Annotated in this window: 22 protein-coding genes; 9 read left to right on the top strand and 13 right to left on the bottom strand. The window is 70.7% G+C overall.

The genetic code is table 11. The annotated features are described in order from the left end of the window. Positions 1-31: 31 nt before the first annotated feature. Positions 32-1,180, top strand: coding sequence for a hypothetical protein (locus tag ASF88_RS10370; protein WP_055917691.1), 1,149 nt, complete (start codon positions 32-34; stop codon positions 1,178-1,180). A 6-nt stretch (positions 1,181-1,186) separates the two neighbouring features. Here the strand turns inward: ASF88_RS10370 and ASF88_RS10365 are convergent, their stop codons facing one another. From ASF88_RS10365 to ASF88_RS10340, 6 genes are all read right to left on the bottom strand, one after another. Further along, complete coding sequence (locus ASF88_RS10365; RefSeq protein WP_055917687.1) at positions 1,187-1,849, bottom strand: class I SAM-dependent DNA methyltransferase; 663 nt, start codon at positions 1,847-1,849, stop codon at positions 1,187-1,189. Between the two features lie 459 nt (positions 1,850-2,308). After that, a complete protein-coding gene (gene rplL, locus ASF88_RS10360; RefSeq protein WP_055917685.1) occupies positions 2,309-2,698 on the bottom strand; it encodes a 50S ribosomal protein L7/L12 in 390 nt (129 codons plus the stop codon). A gap of 52 nt (positions 2,699-2,750) precedes the next feature. Then, positions 2,751-3,266 (bottom strand): 50S ribosomal protein L10, encoded by a 516-nt coding sequence (rplJ, locus tag ASF88_RS10355; RefSeq protein ID WP_055917683.1) that lies wholly within the window; start codon positions 3,264-3,266, stop codon positions 2,751-2,753. A 198-nt stretch (positions 3,267-3,464) separates the two neighbouring features. Further along, positions 3,465-4,298 (bottom strand): alpha/beta fold hydrolase, encoded by an 834-nt coding sequence (locus ASF88_RS10350; protein WP_055917681.1) that lies wholly within the window; start codon positions 4,296-4,298, stop codon positions 3,465-3,467. After that, on the bottom strand, positions 4,295-5,965 hold the full coding sequence (locus ASF88_RS10345) for a sensor histidine kinase (RefSeq protein ID WP_082518896.1): 1,671 nt from the start codon (positions 5,963-5,965) through the stop codon (positions 4,295-4,297). Before ASF88_RS10345 ends, ASF88_RS10350 begins: the two co-directional genes overlap by 4 nt. After that, on the bottom strand, positions 5,962-6,732 hold the full coding sequence (locus ASF88_RS10340) for a response regulator transcription factor (protein WP_327063239.1): 771 nt from the start codon (positions 6,730-6,732) through the stop codon (positions 5,962-5,964). Before ASF88_RS10340 ends, ASF88_RS10345 begins: the two co-directional genes overlap by 4 nt. A 162-nt stretch (positions 6,733-6,894) precedes the next feature. On the opposite strand from ASF88_RS10340, the gene ASF88_RS10335 reads away from it, so the two are divergent. Together ASF88_RS10335 and ASF88_RS10330 are read left to right on the top strand one after the other, a co-directional pair. After that, on the top strand, positions 6,895-8,466 hold the full coding sequence (locus ASF88_RS10335; protein WP_055917677.1) for an ABC transporter permease: 1,572 nt from the start codon (positions 6,895-6,897) through the stop codon (positions 8,464-8,466). Between the two features lie 29 nt (positions 8,467-8,495). After that, positions 8,496-9,167, top strand: coding sequence for an ABC transporter ATP-binding protein (locus ASF88_RS10330; RefSeq protein ID WP_055917675.1), 672 nt, complete (start codon positions 8,496-8,498; stop codon positions 9,165-9,167). 64 nt (positions 9,168-9,231) lie between these two features. Here the strand turns inward: ASF88_RS10330 and ASF88_RS10325 are convergent, their stop codons facing one another. Next, complete coding sequence (locus ASF88_RS10325; protein WP_055917672.1) at positions 9,232-9,819, bottom strand: pentapeptide repeat-containing protein; 588 nt, start codon at positions 9,817-9,819, stop codon at positions 9,232-9,234. 54 nt (positions 9,820-9,873) lie between these two features. Here ASF88_RS10325 and ASF88_RS10320 point away from each other — a divergent pair, with 54 nt between their 5' ends. Next, entirely contained in the window at positions 9,874-10,545 is a 672-nt protein-coding gene (locus tag ASF88_RS10320; protein ID WP_082518895.1) for a DedA family protein, read from the top strand. 3 nt (positions 10,546-10,548) lie between these two features. Here ASF88_RS10320 and ASF88_RS10315 read toward each other — a convergent pair whose 3' ends face one another. From ASF88_RS10315 to ASF88_RS10300, 4 genes are read right to left on the bottom strand one after another with little or no spacing between them, the layout of a single operon-like run. Continuing rightward, positions 10,549-11,595, bottom strand: coding sequence for a sugar phosphate isomerase/epimerase family protein (locus tag ASF88_RS10315; RefSeq protein WP_055917669.1), 1,047 nt, complete (start codon positions 11,593-11,595; stop codon positions 10,549-10,551). Next, positions 11,592-12,725 carry a Gfo/Idh/MocA family protein gene (locus tag ASF88_RS10310; protein WP_268765644.1) on the bottom strand — a complete coding sequence of 378 codons (1,134 nt, stop codon included), beginning with the start codon at positions 12,723-12,725 and terminating at the stop codon, positions 11,592-11,594. Before ASF88_RS10310 ends, ASF88_RS10315 begins: the two co-directional genes overlap by 4 nt. Positions 12,726-12,765: 40 nt before the next feature. Further along, positions 12,766-13,863 (bottom strand): Gfo/Idh/MocA family protein, encoded by a 1,098-nt coding sequence (locus ASF88_RS10305; RefSeq protein ID WP_055917663.1) that lies wholly within the window; start codon positions 13,861-13,863, stop codon positions 12,766-12,768. After that, a complete protein-coding gene (locus tag ASF88_RS10300) occupies positions 13,860-14,591 on the bottom strand; it encodes a sugar phosphate isomerase/epimerase family protein (protein ID WP_055920269.1) in 732 nt (243 codons plus the stop codon). Before ASF88_RS10300 ends, ASF88_RS10305 begins: the two co-directional genes overlap by 4 nt. Positions 14,592-14,760: 169 nt before the next feature. On the opposite strand from ASF88_RS10300, the gene ASF88_RS10295 reads away from it, so the two are divergent. The 5 genes from ASF88_RS10295 (at position 14,761) to ASF88_RS10275 (ending at position 19,811) form a co-directional block, all read left to right on the top strand. Continuing rightward, positions 14,761-15,948: an ROK family transcriptional regulator gene (locus tag ASF88_RS10295; protein WP_055917660.1), complete on the top strand. Its 1,188-nt coding sequence runs from the start codon at positions 14,761-14,763 to the stop codon at positions 15,946-15,948. A gap of 110 nt (positions 15,949-16,058) precedes the next feature. After that, a complete protein-coding gene (locus ASF88_RS10290; protein ID WP_055917657.1) occupies positions 16,059-17,207 on the top strand; it encodes a Gfo/Idh/MocA family protein in 1,149 nt (382 codons plus the stop codon). Then, the gene (locus ASF88_RS10285; RefSeq protein WP_055917654.1) at positions 17,204-17,941 is read left to right on the top strand and encodes a ThuA domain-containing protein; all 738 of its coding nucleotides are present in this window, start codon (positions 17,204-17,206) and stop codon (positions 17,939-17,941) included. Before ASF88_RS10290 ends, ASF88_RS10285 begins: the two co-directional genes overlap by 4 nt. A 50-nt stretch (positions 17,942-17,991) precedes the next feature. Further along, positions 17,992-19,026, top strand: coding sequence for a Gfo/Idh/MocA family protein (locus ASF88_RS10280; protein WP_055917650.1), 1,035 nt, complete (start codon positions 17,992-17,994; stop codon positions 19,024-19,026). Between the two features lie 149 nt (positions 19,027-19,175). After that, complete coding sequence (locus tag ASF88_RS10275; protein WP_235493480.1) at positions 19,176-19,811, top strand: YqaJ viral recombinase family protein; 636 nt, start codon at positions 19,176-19,178, stop codon at positions 19,809-19,811. 16 nt (positions 19,812-19,827) lie between these two features. Here the strand turns inward: ASF88_RS10275 and ASF88_RS10270 are convergent, their stop codons facing one another. Both ASF88_RS10270 and ASF88_RS10265 read right to left on the bottom strand, forming a co-directional pair. Beyond that, positions 19,828-20,520 (bottom strand): DUF998 domain-containing protein, encoded by a 693-nt coding sequence (locus ASF88_RS10270; protein ID WP_055917644.1) that lies wholly within the window; start codon positions 20,518-20,520, stop codon positions 19,828-19,830. 33 nt (positions 20,521-20,553) lie between these two features. After that, on the bottom strand, positions 20,554-21,117 hold the full coding sequence (locus ASF88_RS10265) for a GNAT family N-acetyltransferase (protein WP_055917641.1): 564 nt from the start codon (positions 21,115-21,117) through the stop codon (positions 20,554-20,556). Positions 21,118-21,164 lie beyond the last annotated feature (47 nt).

Here is a 21,164-nt window from a genome sequence, read left to right as displayed (position 1 = left end):
CTATGTAAATCAAGCCCTTATCCTGCTCTTCGTGCGCATCGCCCGATGGATCCTCCCGATCACGGCCGCCGTGTCGGTGGCAGGACTCGTGTGCGCGATCCCCGCCTCCGCCGGCTGGAGTGCACGCGTGACCGCCACGGGCTCGGTGACCGTCGGACAGGAGTCCGTGACCGTGACACCGACCGCGGTCAGCGCCGTCATGACCAACGACCTTTACCAGACGACATATCTGGTGAGCGTCACCAACGCCCAGTCGTCCACGACGTTCGCCGGCACGTCTGACGTGACCCTGACGGCGCTCCCCGACTCGACTCCGGCGACCGGGCTCGGGACACTGCTCACTGCTGTGGTCTGGCCGGTCGCATCCGCGGCGGCCTGCACGACGGCGACCGACCCGGTGCCGGGAGCGGTCTCCGGCGCCTGGGCGAGCGGCGTCACGAGCGCAGCCGTCGCGCTCGCCCCCCAGGCCACCGCGCTGTTCTGCGTTCGCGGGTATCCGACGGGAGGGTCGAGCTCGTCCGCGAACAGCGGCCAGAATCGTCAGACCCTCGCGTCCGCGCTGGGTTCGACCTCAGGAACGACGAGCTTCACCCCCGCCTTCCGAGCCGACATCGCGCTCGACGACCTCCAGGCTCAGGCGACGGCCACCCCCGAGCCGATCACCACCTCGCTGATCTACCCGTTCACCGTTCTGTCGAACGTCACCACGTATTACCAGGTCAAACCGCAGAACATCCTCAGCCCCGCCGCGCTCTGCCTCGACCTCCGCGGTGGAGTCGGCGCCGGAACCGGGTCTCCGATCGACACCTTCACCTGCCACAACATCGGCACGGACGTGAGCCTCGGTAACCAGGCGATCTCGATGCTCCCGGTCAGCGGCTTGAACGCCATCCAACTGCGCGTCAGGACGACAGCCACGAACAACGGCTTCGTCACGGCGAGCACCACGGGCGTGGGATCCGGCGTCGTCGTCAACACCTCGAACACGTCGAACCTGCAGCAGTTGTGGATACCGCAATCGGTGTCGAATTCGGGCGGCTCGCTTCTGCAGCTCGTCAATGCTGCCACCGGCCTCTGCCTCACCGCGCCGGCGACCGCCGGCGTGGTGGCCCTGCAGACGTGCGCGAGCGACGCGGCGATGCAGACGTACTGGTACCCCGTCGCGCTGCCGTTCCCGTAGCGGCCCTCAGGAGTCGGCGTCCGCCGAGCGGTGAGCCAGCACGAAGGCCTGCCGGGACTTCTCCGGTGGGATCGGCTCGCGGACCAGCTCGGCGAGAAGCGCGAAGCCGGCCTCTTCGAGGCGACGCTTCACGCGAGCGGGTGACTGGCGACGAGTGCGGAGGTCGATCTCGTGCCCGTAGGCCTGCCGGAGGTGCACGACGTCTTCGTCGCCGTTTTCGCTGACCTGAAAGGCGAGCAGCAGCAACCCGTCGACGCGGAGCACCCGAGCGAACTCGGCGAACACCCCGTCTTGCAGGTCCTGCGGGATGTGGATGATCGAGTACCAGGCCAGCGCGCCGGCGAGCTCGCCGTCCTGGAACGGCAGCGCCGCCATCGGCGCGACCGCGAACGGGATGCCCGGGTGGTCGCGGCGCGCGACCTCCACCATGCCCGGCGACAGGTCGATGCCGCGCATGTCCGCTCCGATCCCTGCGAGGAAGCCGGCGACCCGTCCGGGCCCGCAGCCGAGGTCGGCGATCGGGCCTCCCCCTGTCGCGTCGACCTGCTCGACGAATGCCGTCAGAAGCGCGCGTTCGAGCGGCAGCTTTTCGAGCTCGCCTTCGAGCAGGGCCGCGTAGTCGTCGGCCACCAGGTCGTAGGCGACCCGCGCCTCCGCTTCGCTCTCCACCGCCCCAACCTACAAGCACGAGGGGCACGCCGTTGTCGCTTCCCGGGGTGGAAAGCGACAACAGCGTGCCCCTCAACTGGGATTACCGCAGGTACCGGTCGTACAGGAGGGTCCTGCGGTATAGATCCGGCGGGTGAGCGCCGTCATCGCGGTGGTCACCGTGCAGGAGCGCGGCCCCGAGTCCGCGCAGGGTGGAGGCGAAAGTACGCCAGGTATTCATCGTGGTTTCTTCTTCCGGTTGTGCGTCCTTGCACACCGATGCACGCAGGCGGGCGCGATCGGACGCTCTGGTGGGACGAGCGTCCGCGCTGCGCCGGCCGGCGTGGCTTAAACCACGGAGGGCGCCGCCCCGTTACGGGGGCGACGCCCTCCACAACGCGGAACACTCTTGTTACAGAAGGAGTCCGCGTCGCGTGGCTGTGTCAGCCTGCGGTAGAAGAAGCCCCGACGGGGCGTCGACTACTTGAGGTTGACGGTGGCGCCAGCCTCTTCGAGCTGAGCCTTCGCCTTCTCGGCGGTCTCCTTGTTGGCGCCCTCGAGCACGGTGCTCGGCGCGCCGTCAACGAGGGCCTTCGCCTCACCGAGGCCGAGGCTGGTGAGGGCGCGCACCTCCTTGATGACCTGGATCTTCTTGTCACCGGCGGCCTCGAGGACGACGTCGAACGAGTCCTTCTCCTCGACCTCTTCGGCAGCGGCACCCGCACCACCGGCGGCCGGGGCGGCCACGGCGACGGGGGCGGCGGCGGTGACCTCGAAGGTCTCCTCGAACTTCTTCACGAACTCGCTGAGCTCAATGAGCGTGAGCTCCTTGAACGCGTCGAGCAGCTCCTCAGTCGACAGCTTTGCCATGATTTTCTCCTTAGTGTGTGTGGTTACTCACCGCTTGCGTGATCCGTACGGATCAGGCAGCGGACTCCTGCTTCTCACGCAGCGCGTCGACCGTGCGAACGGCCTTCGACAGCGGTGCGTTGAACAGATATGCGGCTCCGAACAGCGAGGCCTTGAAGGCGCCGGCCAGCTTGGCCAGCAGAACCTCACGGGACTCGAGGTCGGCGAGCTTGCCTACCTCTTCTGCGGTCAGCGGGTTACCGTCGAAGTAACCGCCCTTGACCACCAGCAGAGGGTTTGCCTTGGTGAAGTCGCGCAGTGCCTTCGCGACGGCGACGGGGTCGCCGTGCACGAACGCGATCGCGGACGGACCGACCAGCTCGTCGTCGAACGACGAGATTCCCTGGTTGTTGGCCGCGATCTTGGTCAGCGTGTTCTTCACCACGGCGTACGTCGCGTGCTCACTGATGGACTTGCGCAGCGTCTTGAGCTGAGCAACAGTGAGACCGCGGTACTCGGTCAGCAGAACGGCGGTCGAGCTCTCGAACAGTCCTTCGAGCTCGGCGACCGTGGCTTCCTTGTTCGCCATGGCTACTCCTCGGTTGTCTTCTCGCACACCGCGGGAGCGGTGTGCGCCTCGACCGCGGGCAAAGAAAAAAGCTCCGGCGCAGGGCACGGAGCTCGTCATCGCAGAGAACTGCGGGAAGTGCTTCACACACCTGCGCGGGCCTCCACCTGAGTGGAACTTCAGACGTGCATGCACGTCGACCAGCGGTCTTTGGCTCCGTCAAGAGTACGGGATCGACCCCTGGGCACGCAAATCGCCGGACCGGATCCGGCCGGCCGGAAGCTGGGCGCGCAAGAACTCCCCGATGTCGCGGCCGAACCGGGGATGCAGCGGCACGCCCGCGTGCGAACGGTTCGGGTAGACGATGTGGGTTCCCCTCGGGAGGCGGTGCGCCGTCTCGGTCGCGAGGTCGAGGGGGTAGAAGACATCGCGCCCGCCCGAGACGACCAGCGCGGGCGCGGCCACGCGGCAGAGCCGGTCGCGCACGTCGTAGCAGTCCTCAGCCTCCACCAGCACACGCAGGCCCGCTGGGTCGGCGGGCCCGGGCAGGAGCCGCGTGACGAGGCGGACCGCCGGCGCCAGGAGCGGGGAGTCCATCGTCGCGACGGCCAGCTCGCTCGTGGCCACCCGCTCGTCGGTGGCGAGGAGGTCGGCGTAGCGGCGCTGGACGGCACGACCCGCGGCCCCGAGCGCGGCGGCACCCGCCGCCACCACCAGCGAGCTGACCAGGTCGGGATGGTCGGTCGCGAGCTGCAGGGCGATGCTCGCTCCGGTCGACACCCCCATCACCGCGGCCGGAGCGCCGAACCGGCGCCGCAGGGCGCCCGCGTAGAGGGCGGCGATCTCGGCCATCGTCGCCCCCGGCGCGAGCTGCGCAGGCCTGCCGACCGCGTGCACGCGATGCGAGCGGGCGGGGCCGCCGACGATCCAGCGCTCGGTGAGCGCGTCGAGGCCGCGGGCGCGCCCGGGCTCCGACGGCAGCCCGCGCAACAGGATCAGCGGAGGGGCGGACGGGTCCCCGTACGCGACTGTCGGCAGCACCGCGACGGTCACTCCCGCACTGCTCCGTCGGTCTCGGCGGGGTCGGAGTCCATCTCGGAGGTTCCGGCGGTGTCGGCGATACCGGAGTCGGCCGGGGCCGTGGCCGCGGGCGCTGCTCCAGCCGGAGGGTCCAGTGGCGCCAGCGGCAGCCGCACGGTGAACACGGTCGACCCCGGCTCGCTGACCACGGCGACCGCGCCGCCGTGCGCCTCCACGACCGCCTGCACGATCGCGAGGCCCAGGCCCGTGGACCCGGTGGCGCGGTTGCGGCTGCTGTCGCCGCGAGCGAAGCGCTCGAACAGCGTCGACTGGAGGTCCTCCGGGATGCCGGGACCGTCGTCGGCGACCGTGACGACGGCCTCCTGAGCGGCGGTGTCCACGGCCAGGGACGCGACGACCTTGGTGCCCTCCGGCGTGTGGACCCGCGCGTTGGCGAGCAGGTTCATGACCACCTGATGCAGTCGAGGGGCGTCGCCCGACACCTCCACCGGCTCCTCCGGCAGGTGGAGGCTCCACGTGTGGTCGGGACCGGCGGCGTGCGCGTCGCTGAGGGCGTCGATCAGCAGCAGCGAGAGGTCCACGGGGTCGTGGTCGAGCTCCCGTCCCTCGTCGAGCCGGGCGAGCAGCAGCAGGTCCTCCACCAGGGACGTCATTCGGGTGGCCTCCGACTCGATGCGGCCGATCGAGCGGGTGATGTCCTGCGGCAGCTCGTGCGGCGAGCGCCGGGTCAACTCGGCGTAGCCGCGGATGGAGGCGAGCGGCGTGCGGAGCTCGTGGCTGGCGTCGGCGACGAACTGGCGGACCTTCTGCTCGCTCGCCTGCCGGGCCGTCAGCGCGGACGCGACGTGTCCGAGCATCCGGTTGAGCGCCGAGCCCACCTTGCCGACCTCCGTGTGCTGGTCGGTGTCCGCCTCCGGCACACGCACCGACAGCGCGACATCGCCGCGGTCGAGCGGCATGTGCGCCACCTGTTCGGCGGTCGACGCGACGCGCGCCAGGGGTTTCATCGCCAGGCGGACGACGAAGCTGGCGATGAGGAAGGCGAAGACGAGCCCCGCGAGGGTCACCAGGACGATGACCAGCGTGAGCTGCTGGATCGTCGCGTTCACCTCGCTGAGAGGAAGGCCGATGATGACGCTGTCGCCGTTGTCGAGCTGGGCCGCGGCGATGCGGTACGAGCCCAGGGAGGCGCCCAGGTCGACCGTGCGCGGCTGGGAGTCGGCCGGAACGGTGAGCAGGGCGAGTCCGTTGATGGTCACCTGCTTCGGTCCGAGCGGCTGATCGGTCGACTGCGACGGTCGGTCGGAGAGGACGACCGGGGGGAAGAGCAGTCCTCCATTCGCGCTGCGGACGGCGCCGAGAGTCCCCGTCGGCTGCCCTGGCGTCGTCACGACGCCTTGGGCCTCCGGGATCGTCGGGCCTCCCGCGTTGATGCGGTCGGCCGTGTGCTGACCGCGCTCGAGAGCGCTGGTCAGCTGCTGGTCCAGTCGCTCCATCAGGTAGTTCTGCAGGGCGAGGACGCTGACCGTCCCGATCACCGCGCCGAGCACCGCGAGCATCGCGACCACGACGAGCACCACACGGCTGCGCAGCGTCCACGAGCGGAACGGACGGAGACCGAGGCGCCGGACGCGCTCACGGCCGGGGGTCGGGGCGCCCGCAGTGCGGGCAGCGGTCATTGCGCGGCCTTCACCATGTAGCCGGCGCCGCGGACGGTGTGGATCATCGGCGGCCGACCGGCGTCGATCTTCTTGCGGAGGTAGGAGATGTAGAGCTCGACGACGCTGGAGGATCCGCCGAAGTCGTACGACCACACCCGGTCGAGGATCTGCGCCTTGCTGAGCACGCGGCGCGGGTTGCGCATCAGGAAGCGGAGCAGCTCGAACTCGGTGGCCGTCAGCTGGATCGGTTCGCCGTCGCGGTGCACCTCGTAGCTGTCCTCGTCGAGGACGAGATCGCCGACGATGAGCACCGGGTCGTCCTGGTCGGCGACTGCCGCGCGTGACCGGCGCAGCAGGCCGCGGAGCCGGGCGACCAGCTCCTCCAGACTGAACGGCTTCGTGACATAGTCGTCCCCTCCCGCCGTGAGACCGGCGATGCGGTCGTCGAGGGAGTCCTTCGCCGTCAGGAACAGCACAGGCGCCTCGTTGCCGTCGGCGCGCATCCGCGACAGCACCTGGAGCCCGTCGATGTCGGGCAGCATGATGTCGAGCACCACGACGTCCGGCTTGAACTCGCGTGACAGCTGCAGTGCCTGCTGCCCATTGGAGGCGGTCTTGACCTCCCAGTCCTCGTAGTGGAGCGCCATGGCGAGCAGGTCGGTCAGCGTCGCCTCGTCGTCGACGACGAGGACGCGGATCGAACTGCCGTCGGCACGGCGCAGAAGGGTACGGGGCTGGCTGGAGGGGCCGGAGGCGGCGCGGGCGTTGATGGTCACCTTTCCCATTATGAGGAGTCCACTTGACAGTGACTTTGTGAAACCTATGGACCTTCTGAGAGGTTTCGGCCACGCATACGGCGAAAACATAGCTTCGCCACAGTGAGCCGAAAACCGCCGAACCTAGCGTCCCGATGACTCTTCTTTCCGACCCCAGAGATATGGAAGCCAATGTTCGGGACATATCTGCGGCGCGAGCTCCTCAATCGCCGCAAGCAGACGGTCATCATCGCGATCGGCATGGCCCTCGCGATCGCGCTCGTCATCATCGTCAACGCAATCTCCGCCGGCGTCAAGGACGCGCAGGCCAGCGTGCTGCAGTCCGTCTACGGGGTCGGGACCGACGTCACGGTCTCCCAGCCCGCGACCGCGCAGAACGCGACGACCCAGCAGGCGCAGGGCGGAGGCCCGCGCTTCGACTTCGGCGCCGGCGCGGGAACCGACACCGGCTCCGGCCGGTCGATCAACACGTCGCGCCTGCAGCCCACCCGCGGAGCCACGGTGATGGACGCGTCCACGCTGACCACCGCCAAGAAGGTCGACAACGTCCAGTCGGCCGCGGCGGTCCTCTCCCTGACCAACACCAGCTTCAGCGGCACCCTCCCCAACTTCCAGCAGCTGCGCGAGCAGCGCCAGGCGGGAGGCGGCGCGACCGCGAGCACTCCCCCGCCGACCGGAGGCGCGGACGGCGCGGGCGGCAGCTCGTTCTCCGTCGACACGTTCTCGGTGATGGGCCTCGACCCGGCCGGCAAGTCCGTCGGACCGCTGTCGTCCGTGACGCTGTCGAGCGGGCGCACCTTCACCGCCTCCGACAAGGGCGCAGACGTCGTCGTCCTCGATGCGGCTTACGCGAAGAGCGCGAGCAAGGCCGTCGGAGACACCGTCACGATCGGCGGCACCGACTTCAAGGTCATCGGAATCGTGTCGGCGACCGGCGCCGACTCCACGACGGCCTCGAACGCGTACATCCCGCTCGATGTCGCGCAGACCCTGTCCGGCCAGGCCTCCAAGATCTCGTCGGTCTACATCACGGCCGCGTCCTCCAGCGACATCGACCAGATCAAGACCGACCTGACCAAGGCGCTGCCCGGCACGACCGTCAGCACGCAGGCCGACCTGGCCTCCAGCGTCTCCGGCTCGCTCGGGAGCGCCGGCCAGCTCATCTCGAACCTCGGCACCTGGCTGTCGGTGATCGTGCTCGCTGCGGCCTTCCTCATCGCGATCCTGTTCACCATCTCGGGCGTCACCCGCCGCACCCGCGAGTTCGGCACCCTGAAGGCGATCGGCTGGTCCAACCGCCGCATCACCGGCCAGGTCGCCGGCGAGTCGGTCGTGCAGGGCCTCATCGGCGGCGTCATCGGCGTCGCGGTGGGACTGATCGGAGTCTTCGTGGTCAACGTGATCTCCCCGACTCTGACCGGCAGCATCGGCTCCGGCTTCGCCAATGCCGCCGGTCGGACCGGCGCGAACGGAGCGGTCGGCACCGGCGGCACAGGCGCCGCAGGCGGTGAAGGCGGTTTCGCCGGAGGCGGCGGCTTCGCCGGAGGCAACGGCGCGTTCGCCGGTGTCCGCCGGGCGGCCACCAGCACGACGGCCGACATCGCACTGCACGCCCCGGTGACCCTCTGGATCATCGTCGGCGCCGTCGCCCTTGCAGTCCTCGGCGGCCTGCTCGCCGGCGCCATCGGCGGCTGGCGCGCCTCCCGCCTCCGCCCCGCCGCCGCCCTGCGCTCGGTCGCCTGACCCGGTCGAGACGACCAGAAGGAGCCATCGTGTACACCCTCACGAACGTCACCAAGAAGTACACCCAGTCCAAGCGCGAGGTCATCGCCCTCAATGACGTCACCCTGGAGATCCCGGACGGCCAACTCGTCGCCATCCAGGGGCCGACCGGTGGAGGCAAGTCCACGCTGCTGCAGATGCTCGGCGCGCTCGACCGTCCCACCTCGGGGTCCGTGGAGCTCGGGCCGGCGAGCCTGTCGAAGCTCGGCGACGGCAAGCTGACCGACATCCGCGCCAACGAGATCGGATTCGTCTTCCAGGGTTTCAACCTGATCCCGACCCTGACCGCCCAGGAGAACGTGGAGACCGCGCTCGCGCCGCTCAAGGTCAGTGCCGAGGAGCGCAAGCGCCGGGCCGCGGAGGCCCTGGCCTCCGTCGGCCTCGCGGACCGCGGCAGCCACCTCCCGACAGAGCTCTCGGGTGGTCAGCAGCAGCGCGTCGCGATCGCCCGCGCTCTGGTGAAGAACCCGGACGTGCTGCTCGCCGACGAGCCGACGGGCAACCTCGACGAGGAGACCAGGGACGAGATCATGGACCTCCTCGAGGGCCTCTGGCGCGACCGCGGCCTCACCGTGATCGTCGTCACCCACGACACCGCCGTGGCGAAGCGCGCGCAGCGTCGCCTCCACATCAAGCACGGCCAGGTGAAAGAGGTCGCGTAGCCGCGATCCGTCTTCGACGCCCGCTCCCGCGACACCGGGGGCGGGCGTCGTCGCGCGAGGGCCGCTACGACGGCGTCGCCACCACGGTCATCCCGGCCGCCTCGGCGAGCATCGTGGCCTGACGCACATCGATGGTGGCGCCGCGGAGGCCCACCTCCTCCGGGTCGACGCCGGTGAGGTCGCTGCCGACCAGGTTCGCCGCCGAGAAGTCGGCGCCGGCGAGCACCGCCGCCGAGAGGTCGCAGCCCGCGAACACGGCCTCCTGACACCGTGCACGGCTGAGGTCGGCCTCCCGCAGCTTCACGCCCGTGAAGTCGGCGCCGCGCAGCTCCGCGCGGCCGAGGTCGACGAACGACCAGTTGCCGCCCTCCACCTTCAGCAGCGCGAAATCGCATCCACTGAAGCTGCTGCCGGTGAACTTGCAGCGCCGGAAGGTCGCGTCGAAGAAGTTGCAGCCGATGAACGTGCAGTTCACGAACGCGCTGTCGGTGTGCTCGCCGACGTTGAACCGCACACTGCGGAACGTGCACGCGGTGAACGTCGCGCCCGTCGACCGCAGTTCGGTCATGTCGACGTCCACGAACTCGGCGCCGTCGAACTCGAGGCCGTCGAGGTCGCGCCCGTACCAGTCCTCGCCCCGGATGATCTCCACGTCCCGAGCCTAGCGACCAGCGCGGTGCCCATCGCGGCCCGATACCCTCGGAGGATGACCCACGACCTCACGGACTTCCTCGGAGACGTGGGCCCGATCGTCTTCTACCTCGCGGTCTGGGGCCTGGTCTTCTCGGGCACCGCGCTGTTCGTCGGCGTCTTCATCCCGTTCATCACCGGTGACTCGCTGCTCTTCGCCGCCGGCCTGCTCACGGGAACGCACTCCGAGCTGTCGATCTGGGTGCTGGCGATCGGTGTGGGAATCGCGGCGGTGCTGGGCGATCAGGTCGGCTTCTGGTTCGGCCGGAGGCTGGGCCGGCCGTACCTCGCACGGCGCGGAGGCCGCTGGGTGCAGGCGGGCGTGCGCAGGGCCGAACGCTTCTACGAGCTCTTCGGCTGGTGGTCGGTCGTGATCAGCCGCTACATCCCCTGGGGCCGCGTCTTCATCCCACCCATTGCCGGCATCAGCGCGATGAAGTACTGGAGGTTCTTCACGGCCAACCTGGTCGGAGCGCTCAGCTGGGGCGTGCTCATCACGGTCATCGGATACTTCGCGGCGGTGAACCCCAGCGTCCGGCCGATCGCCTATCTCGTGGCCGGAGTCGTCATCCTCGCCTCGATCGTGGCGGGGATCCGGGCGTGGGTGCTCGACAGGCGGTCGCGCACCGAGACGGTGCCCGCCACCAGCGTCGAGTCGGCCGGAGACGAGCACCGGCCGACTCGCTGACGCTCAGTCCTGGTTGCTGAACGCGGCGTCGAACGACGCGGTCGGGAGCTTCCAGAGCAGCGAACGGATGTAGCCCACGGCCTCCGCGGCGCCGTGCAGGCGGTCCATGCCGGCGTCCTCCCACTCGATGGAGATCGGACCCGTGTAGCCGATCGACTCCAGCGCGCGGAAGGAGTCCTCCCACGGCACGTCGCCGTGACCTGTCGAGACGAAGTCCCAGCCGCGGCGCGGGTCGCCCCACGGGAGGTGCGAGCCGAGCACGCCGGCGCGGCCGTTCTTCGGGCGCAGCCGGGTGTCCTTGCAGTCCACGTGGTAGATGCGGTCCTTGAAGTCGACGATGAAGCCGACCGGATCGATGTCCTGCCACATCATGTGCGACGGGTCCCAGTTGAAGCCGAAGGCCTCGCGGTGGTCGATGGCCTCCAAGGAGCGCACGCTCGTCCAGTAGTCGTACGCGATCTCGGACGGGTGCACCTCGTGCGCGAACTGCACGCCCTCGCCGTCGAAGACGTCGAGGATCGGGTTCCAGCGGTCGGCGAAGTCCTGGTAGCCGGCGTCGATGACGGAGGCGGGCACCGGCGGGAACTGGGCGACGTACGGCCAGATGCTCGATCCGGTGAAGCCGACGACGGTGTCCACGCCGAGCTTGCGGGCGACCTTGGCTGTGAGCTTCAGCTCCTCCGCGGCGCGCTGGCGCACGCCCTCCGGGTCGCCGTCGCCCCACACCTTCGAGCCGACGATCGCCTGGTGGCGGAAGTCGATCGGGTCGTCGCAGACCGCCTGGCCCTTGAGGTGGTTGGAGATGGCCCACACCTTCAGGCCGTACTTGTCGAGGATGTCGAGGCGGCCCTGCAGGTACGCGTCGTCCTCCGCGGCACGCCAGACGTCGAGATGCTCGCCCGAGCAGGCGATCTCCAGGCCGTCGTAGCCCCACTCGGAGGCGTACTTCGCCACCTCCTCGAGCGTCAGGTCGGCCCACTGGCCGGTGAACAGGGTGACCGGGTGCGTGCGGCCCGACTCGGCTGCGTCGGTCGTGGTGGTGTCGGTCATTCGGTGGTTCCCATCTCGATCCAGGTGCCCGACTCGGCCGAGTCGATCACGGCGTCGGTGATCCGGACGGCACGCAGGCCGTCCTCGAAGCGCGGCAGTCCGTCGGGGCTCTGCCCCGCGACGGCCGCGTAGCTGTCGGCGACGAACGCGTTGAACGCGTCCTGGTAGCCCTGCGGGTGACCCGACGGGACCACGCACAGCCGCGCGGCGTCCGCACTGAGCTGGTCGGCGTCGCGGGGCACCAGGAGGCTCCCGGCCCGACGGCCGATCCACAGCGTCTCCGGCTGCTCCTGATCGAAGGCCACGCTCTCGGTGCTGCCCGCGATCTCGAGCCACAGCCGGTTCTTGCGGCCGGGCGCCACCTGCGACACGAGCAGGGTGCCGATGGCGCCGGACTCGGTCTCGATGACCACGGCCGCGGCGTCCTCGGTGGTGATGCCGGCGTGGGCGGCGCGCTCGGCGAAGACAGTGCGCTTCTTCGCCGAGAGTCGCGCGACCCGGTCGCCGCTGACGAATTCGACGAGGTCGACGAGGTGCGAGCCGATGTCCGCGAACGCGCGCGAGCGGCCGCCCTGCTCGGCATCGACGCGCCAGTTGTCGTCGCCGGCGGCGAGCAGCCAGTCCTGCAGGTACGAGGCGTTGACGGTGAGCACCTGGCCCGCGGCGCCGGAGGCGAAGCGCGCCCGCGCCTCCCGCACCAGCGGATGGAACCGGTACACGAACGGCACGGTCGCGGTGCGCCCGGCGGCCGCGGCGACCAAGGACTCCCCGTCGGCCACCGACGTGGCCAGCGGCTTCTCGCAGACCACGTCCTTTCCGGAGGCCAGCACGGCCGCGGCCTGCGACGCGTGCAGCGCGTTCGGCGTCGTGACGTGCACGACGTCGATCGAGTCGTCGCCGAGCACCTCCTCCAGCGAGCCGTACGCCCGGCCGATGCCGAGGCGCTCGGCCGCCGCGACCGAACGCTCCGGAGTGGACGAGACGATGCCCGCCAGCTCGGCGCGAGCGGCGCGTGCGGCGCGGGAGTGCACCTCCGCCATGAAGCCGCCTCCGACGATCGCGACGCGCAGCCGCGACCCCGCCGTGCTCTCGTCCCGTCGGCTCAGGCCGCCCGACTCGGTGCCGCTCACATCTCTCCGTCCGTCGTCCGACATGTTGTGCGTGCCAGCCTCAGGCCAGGGTGGAGGCGCGCGGGTCCCAGTCCTCCGGGAGGGCGGGTGCGACCTGGACGGTGCTCTTCACCTCGACCGGGGTGCCGGACTCGCCGGCCTCGATCGTCGCCACCATCACATCGAGGACGTGGAAGGCCTGCTCGCCCGAGGCGCGCTCGGGCACACCGGCGCGGATGGCGCGGGCGAGCTCGACGACGCCGATGCCGCGCGTGCTGGTCGTTCCGGTCGACGGCAGCGTCTCGACGCCGTCGGCTCCGTGCACCAGGAGGTCGCCCTCGAAGGTGTTGGGGTCGGGCACGACGAGGGTAGCCTCGAGTCCGGCGACCTCGAACTGCGTGCGGCCGAGCTTGGAGTCGAAGCTGAAGATCGACTGCGCGGTCTGGCCGCTCTCGAACTCGTACAGCGCGCTGACGTGCGTCGGCACGGTCACCGCGAACGACTCGCCGGCACGGGGGCCCGAGCCGATGACGCGGGTCTCCTTGGCCTTGGAGGCCACGGCGCTCACGCGCTTGACCGGGCCGAACAGCTGCACCAGCGCGGTGAGGTAATACGGGCCGATGTCGAAGAGCGGGCCGGCGCCCTCCTGGAACAGGAAGTCCGGGTTCGGGTGCCACGACTCCGGGCCGGCGCTCTGCAGGAGGGTCAGCGCGGTGAGCGGAGCCCCGATGCCGCCGTTCTCGACCATGCGGCGGGCCGACTGGATGCCGGCGCCCAGGAAGGTGTCGGGCGCGGTGGCGACGCGCAGTCCCTTCTCGTGCGCGGCCTCCAGCAGCTGCACGCCGCTGGCACGGTCGAGCGCGAACGGCTTCTCGCTCCACACGTGCTTGCCGGCGGCGAGCGCCTGCAGCGCGACCTCGACGTGCACCTTGGGGATGGTCAGGTTGACCACGATCTCGATGCCGTCGTCGGCGAGGAGCTCCTCGACCGTGCCGGAGCCGGGGACCCCGTACTTGTCGGCCTGCGCTTTCGCGCGCTCGAGGTCGATGTCGGCGACGAAGCGCACATCGAGGTCGGGGAACGCGGTGAGGTTCTCGAGGTACTGGTTGCTGATGACGCCGGCGCCGATGAGGCCGACGCCGACCTTGCCGCCGGTCACGCGAAGGCCTCGGAGGTGAGGAAGGCGTAGCTGTCGGCGACGGCCTGGAAGCGGTCGCCACGTGAGTCGTCGAGCTCGATCACCCGGAGGGCGTTCGGGGCGGCGGCGATGATCTCCGCGATGGGCAGCGAGCCCTGGCCGACGGCGACCTGGTCCTTGGTCTCGGTCGTGCCTGCGCCGTCCTTGACGTGGAGGGCGACGACGCGGTCGCCGAGCTTCGGGAGCAGCTCCGCGGGGTTCCCGCCACCGACGACCACCCAGTAGGTGTCGACCTCGAGCACGACCTCCGGGTCGAGCTTGCCGGCGAAGTACTCGAGGGCGGTGACGCCGTCGATGGTGCTCTCGAGCTCGTGGGCGTGGTTGTGGTAGCCGACGCGCACACCGTGCTTGGCGGCGACCTTGGCCGCGGCGTTGAGCTGCGCGGCGGTCTCATCGACGTCGGCCGCGGTCTGCCAGCGCTCGGCGGGCACGTACGGGTCGATCACGGTCTGGATGCCGAGCTCGGCGGCGGTGGCGAACACCGTGTCGAGAGCCTCGTCGTCGCGGCCGATGAAGCCCTGGTGAGTCGTCGGGGCGGTCAGGCCGGTCTCGGCGAAGCCCTGACGGAGGCCGTCGGCGAAGTCGAGGAGGCCGAACGGCTCGACCTGGGTGAATCCGATCTCGGCGATCCGGCGGAGGGTCCCGACCGTGTCTTCGGTCAGGAGCTCGCGGACCGTATAGAGCTGCACGGAGAGGTTTGAGTTCGACACTGTTCTCCTCGGTCGAAAGATGGGGATGGGAACGCACGATGCGGCGTCCGTCATCATTCAAGTCGCACTTCTGTCGAATGTCAATCAAAAGTCGAAGTGTTGTCGTCAGTCTTTGGACGGCTGAAGAGCGGTGTGGTTCAATACGTGCATGACCGACAGCGTCCGGGAGCCCGGCATCGTCGCTGCGGACGCCTCGGACCTCCTGGCGATCCTGCGCGACGGCGTGCCGCGCACGCGCGCGCAGCTGGCCGAGCTCACGGGGCTCGCGCGCTCGACGATCGCGGTGCGCATCGACACGCTGACCGCCGCCGGGCTCGTGGCGCCCGCCGGAGACGACGTCTCGACGGGGGGCCGCCCTCCCGCCCGCATCCGCTTCAACCCCGACTCGCGCGTGGTGGTCGCGATCGACCTGGGCGCCACGCACGGCGTCGTCGCCCTGGCCGACCTCGCCGGCACGATCACGACCCGCGAGTCGCGGCGCCTGCTCATCGCCGATGGCCCGGAGCCGGTTCTCGACTGGGCTCTGAAGGCCGCCCAGCGACTGTTCGCCGCGACCGGCCGCCCGCTCGCCGACCTGGTCGGCATCGGCATCGGCGTCCCCGGACCGGTCGAGCACTCGACCGGCCTGCCGGTCAACCCGCCGATCATGCCCGGCTGGGACCGGTTCGACATCCCGGCCTACGTGCGGCGCGCATTCGACGTCCCGGTGCTGGTCGACAACGACGTGAACCTCCTCGCGCTCGGCGAACATGCCCTCGCGTGGCCCGACCGTTCGGACCTCCTGTTCGTCAAGGTGGCCACCGGCATCGGCGCCGGCATCATCAGCGGAGGCCGGCTGCAGCGCGGGGCGCAGGGCTCCGCGGGAGACCTCGGCCACGTCCGCGTGCCGTTCTCGAGCGAGACGCCGAGTCACGGCGCGCGCGACGCCGACCTGGAGGCCCTCGCCAGCGGGCCGGCGATCGCCCGCGCGCTCACGGCCGCGGGCATCCCGGCCGAGACCAGCGACGACGTCGTCGCACTGGCCCGCACGGGCAACCCGGAGGTGCTCCAGGCGATCCGGCAGGCGGGCCGCGACCTCGGCGAGGTCGTCGCCACCTGCGTGAACATGCTCAACCCGTCTCTCGTCGTGGTCGGCGGCAGCCTGTCCCGCGTCGGCGAGCAGTTGCTCGCCGGAGTGAGGGAGGTCGTCTACCAGCGGTCGACCCCGCTCGCCACCCAGCACCTGACCATCACCGAGTCCCGCTCCGGCGAGACCGGCGGCGCCATCGGAGCGGCCATCATGGTCATCCAGCACACGCTCGGCCCGGGCATCGCCTCCCATCCCCTCCCCCGCTGACCGCCGTACGCGGTCGACCGCCGCGTCTAGCATCGAATCGATTCGATCGACCCCCCGACCTCTTCACCGTCCGGAACAACTCCAGAACAAACCCCCTCGAAAGGACAGCAGTGACCACCGCATCCAAGACCCTCCGCGCCGGAGTCGTCGGCCTCGGCTGGGCCGGCCAGCAGCACATGGACGCCTACGCGAAGCTCCCGGGCGTCGAGCTCGTCGCGATCGCCGGCATGGAGGACGGCCCGCGCGCCGAGCTCGGCGAGAAGTACGGCGTCGAGCGCCGCTACAGCGACTGGCGCGACCTCGTCGCCGACGGCGACCTCGACGTCGTCAGCGTCGCCGTCCCCACCTTCCTGCACGCGCCCATCACGGTCGGCGCGCTCGAGGCCGGCATCCACGTGCTCAGCGAGAAGCCGATCGCGCGCACCGCCGACGAGGCACGGACGATGGTCGACGCCGCGCACCGCGCCGGCCGCGTGCTGGAGGTCGCCTTCAACCACCGCCGCCGCGGCGACATCGAGGCGCTCAAGGCGGCCATCGACGACGGCCAGATCGGGCGGCCGTACCACGCCAGGGCGGTGTGGCTGCGCCGCGCGGGCATCCCGGCCCTCGGCAGCTGGTTCACCAACCGCGAGATGGCCGGAGGCGGCCCGCTGATCGACATCGGCGTGCACGTCCTCGACTACGCCCTGCACCTGTTCGGCGAGCCGCAGGTCACCGCGGTCTCGGCCGTCACTCACTCCGAGCTCGGCGCACGCGGCCGTGGCGGCGCGAAGAGCGACAAGCAGCACGTCGGCTCCGCCTACGAGGTGGAGGACCTCGCCAGCATGCTGCTGCGGCTTGAGGGCGGCGGGTCGATCGTCCTCGAGACCAGCTGGGCGGCCTACCGTCCCGCCGGCGACGAGTTCGGCATCACGCTCTACGGCACCGAGGGCGGCGCCGACCTCCGGGTCGTCGACTACGCGCCCGCGGGCGAACTCACGATCTTCACCGGGGAGGGTGAGGAGGTCGAGGACATCGCAGTGACCGCCGACGCCGGCCGCGGCCACCTCGCCGTCGTCGAGACCTTCCTGGAGCACGTCGCCGACGAGGCCAACTGGTCGCACTGGGACGGCTCTCTCGCGCTCGACCGCGCCCGCGTCATCGACGCGGCCTACGAGTCCGCGCGTCGCGGCGCCGAGGTGCGGCTGAGCCCGGCCACCACCGGCCTCGACGACGCCGGCAGCACCGACACCACCAGCACCGAGACCACGGAGGCATGACCATGACCGCACTGCGCGTGACCGTCTGGAACGAGGGCGTCCACGAGACCACCCAGCCCGAGATCGCCGCGATCTACCCCGACGGCATCCACGGGGCCATCGCCGCCGGCCTGTCCGAGCTGCTCGGCGACGATGTCGCCGTGCGCACCGCGACCCTCGCCGACCCCGAGCACGGGCTCGGCGAGGAGGCGCTCACCGAGACGGACGTCCTGCTCTGGTGGGGTCACATCGCCCACGACCAGGTCTCCGACGAGGTCGTGGAGCGCGTGCGACGCCACGTGCTCGGCGGCATGGGCCTCATCGTGCTGCACTCGGGCCACTTCTCGAAGATCTTCATCCGGATGCTCGGCACAACCTGCTCGCTCCGGTGGCGCAACCCGGAGGGCGGCGAGCGCGAGCTGGTCTGGAACGTGAACCCGACCCACCCGATCGCCCAGGGGGTCGAGCAGCCGATCGTGATCGAGGCGCAGGAGATGTACGGGGAGTTCTTCGACATCCCGACGCCCGACGACCTGGTCTTCATCAGCTCGTTCACGGGCGGAGAAGTCTTCCGCTCGGGGGTCACCTTCACCCGTGGTCGCGGCAAGATCTTCTACTTCTCGCCCGGTGACCAGGAGTACCCGGTCTATTACCACCCGCAGGTGCGACGCGTGCTGGCGAACGGCGTGCGCTGGGCGGCTCCCGTCGCCGGTGTGCGAGCGGCCCCCGAGGTCTCGAACCCGCAGCCGGTGTGAGCCGCCCGTCCCGGCAGATCCCACCTGCCGGGGCAGGGCAGACTGGGGGCATGACCGACGTGCTTCCCTCGCCCCGCTTCCCCGACCCGGCCGACGCTCCCGCCCTGCGCTGGGGCGTGATCGGCCCCGGCGGCATCGCCGCCGACTTCACCGACGCCCTGCACGCCCACACCTCCCAGCGCATGGTCGCCTGCGGCTCGCGCTCCGCCGAGCGGGCGAGCGCGTTCGCCGCGGCCCACGGCGTGGAGCGCGCCTACGGCTCGTACGAAGCCCTGGTCGCCGATCCCGAGGTCGACGTCGTCTACGTCGCGACCCCGCACAGCGAGCATCTCGAACACGCGCTCCTGGCGATCCGCGCGGGCAAGCACGTGCTGATCGAGAAGCCGATCGCCGCCACCGCCGAGCAGGCTCGCACCATCGTGGCGGCGGCGCGCGAGGCCGGGGTCTTCGCGATGGAGGCCATGTGGACGCGCTACCTGCCGCAGACGGACATCGTGCGCCAGCTCCTCGCCGACGGCGCCCTCGGCGACATCCGGGTCGTCACCGCCGACTTCGGAGGTCGCGCGCCGTTCGATCCGGCGGGCCGGCTCTGGGACCCGGCCCTCGCCGGAGGTGCGCTGCTCGACCTCGGGGTCTACGTGGTGTCGTGGGCCTCCTTCGCGCTCGGCGCACCGGCCGGAATCATCGCGACGGGCACCCTGGCCTCCACCGGCGTCGACGAGCAGGTCGCGCTCCTGCTGACGTCGGCCCGTGGCGGCCAGGCCCTGCTCAGCACCGGCCTCCTGGCCGGCACGCCTTCGCTGGCGACGATCGCCGGGTCGGACGCCCGCATCGAGATGGACAGCCCGTTCTGGGGCCCGAGCGGGCTGCGCTTCCATCGCGCCGACGGCGGCCTCGCCGCCCACTGGAACGACCCCTACGGCCGTCCGCACCGTCAGGGGATGTCGTACGAGGCGGCCGCGCTCGCCCGCTACGTCGCCGAGGGCCGCACCGAATCCCCGCTGCACCCGCTCGACGAGGCGGTCTCGACGATGGCCACCATCGACGAGGCACGCCGTCAGCTCGGCGCCGCGGGCGTGGGGTGACGGCGCGCGTCGGCCGAGCGTTGCAGAATGGAGGGGTGTTCGACCGCTCCGCCGCCCCTGACCGCGACCTCTCCCGGCGCGAACTGTACCGGCCGGGCGTGCTGGCGGACCTCGGGCCGGTGACGTCCGCACCGGCGCCACGGCCGGTCGTGCCCGCCGTTCCCGGAGCCGAAGGTCACCTGGCGCGCGTCGTGGCGTCGTCGAGCGACAGGGTGGGCTGGCTCCGCGCCCGCAGCCGCGGGATCACCGCCACCGACGTCGCCAAGCTGTCGACCCAGCAATCCTTGCGCGCCGCAGTCACCGAGAAGCTGAACGGCTCGGGGTTCTCGGGCAACGTCTTCACGCAGCACGGGCGCGTGCGCGAGCCGGAGATCGCCGCGTGGGTCGCGGCGACGCACGGCATCCAGCCGTCCGACCTGCTGTTCCACGCCGAGCGCGACCGCCGCCACCTGGCGACGCCCGACGGGCTGACGGTCCGGCAGGGAGGCCGGATCGAGCTCGCCGAGATCAAGACGACCAACAAACCGTTCAACAGCATCCCGCGGAGCTACCTGCGCCAGATCTGGTGGCAGCAGTACGTCCTCGGCGCCGAGCGGACCCTCTTCGTGTGGGAGCAGCACGACCGGTTCGTGCCCGTGCACGAGGAGCCGCAGTGCCAGTGGGTCGAGCGCGACGATCGCGAGATCGCCCGCCTGGTCGCCCTCGCCGGCGACCTGATCGAACTGCTGCGCCAGGCGACGGCGCCGCGGATGCCGGCACGGCCCGCCGCCGCACAACCCGCCTGAGCCCGAGCCGCCGGAGTCAGTTAGCCGCGACCGGTACTCGGGTCAGCGCAAGGGAGTAGACCGCGATCCACGCGACCGCCACGGTCGTCCCGATCAGCTCCAGCCACGCGCCGAGGTCGGTCGCCACATGGACGATCGCCAGGAGACCGCCGACGATCGTGATCGCCGCGACAGCGACGCAGCTGACGAGCGAGTAGCGCGCGACGCGCGGCAACCGGGACGCGAACGCCACCTGCAGCATCGCGAAGCACGCCGCGCCGAAACCGAGCACCGCCGACACGGTGTGCACGAGGTCCTGGAGGGTCGACTTCGGATCCACCAACGGCACCGGACAGTACGAGGTGCACGTCACCTGCGACGCGAGCACGAAGCAGAGCGCGGCGAAGCCCAGGCTCGCGGCCGGCGCCCAGCGGTCGAGCAGCCGGTGCGACGAGCGCACGTGACCGCTCGCGAGAGCGACGGAGAAGCCTCCCGCCGCGATGAGCAGCAGGGCGACGGCGAAGGGTGCGGCAGTCGGGGCGCCGGCCGCCCCGAGCTCGCTCACGTAGACCGGGTAGGGAACTGTCAGCCGCGCAGCCCAGATGATCGTCAGACCGCTGAGGACGCACACCGTTCCGACGGCGAGCAGGAACGGCACGGCGCGCTGCCAACCACCGGCCAGCAGCGGCTGGGCGAACGGCTGGCGAACGATGCGCAGCAGTCGTCGCACGGGCACTCCTCGGATGGAACGGGTCGAGGGATTCTACCCACTCGCTTCCTGCGAACGCCCTGGGACCAGCGCCCGCTCCATCACCCAGTCGTGCTCCAGGCGATCACCGACCAGGAAGCGTTTGGCGCCGACCCGCTCGAACCCGTGCTTGCCGTAGAAGCGTTGAGCGCGGGCGTTCTCCTCGTTGACGCCGAGCCAGACTCCCGCGGCCCCGGCGTCGGCCGCCGCCCCCAGGCTCGCCTCCATGAGCCGCCCGGCCACTCCTTCGCCGTGGTGACCCGGCATCACGTAGCACTTGCTGAGCTCTGCGGTCGGGCGAACGGTGACGGCCGCGCGCACGTCGTCGTCCGCGGGCTCCCCGATATTGAGCAGCGTGTAGCCGATGACCTCCCCGGCGTCGTCCTCCGCCACGAAGAGGCGCCGCTGGAGGTCGGCCGCGTACTCGACGAACCGGTCCGACGAGAGCACGGCCGCGATGAACGACGCCTTCGCCTCCTCAGTCGTGTGCGGAGGGCACGCCAGCGGGAACGTGACGGCGGCGACCTCGGCCAGTGCCACGGCGTCGGCGGCGGTCGCGGGACGGATCGCGAAGCTCATCCCGCCAGCGTAGCGAGGCCGGCCGCCTCCGCGTGGAGACGGCCGGC

Source organism: Leifsonia sp. Leaf336, from assembly GCF_001423695.1.
Classification (GTDB): Bacteria; Actinomycetota; Actinomycetes; order Actinomycetales; family Microbacteriaceae; genus Leifsonia.
Note: the sequence above shows the minus strand (reverse complement) of the source record. Positions and strands in the feature narration are given on the sequence as shown.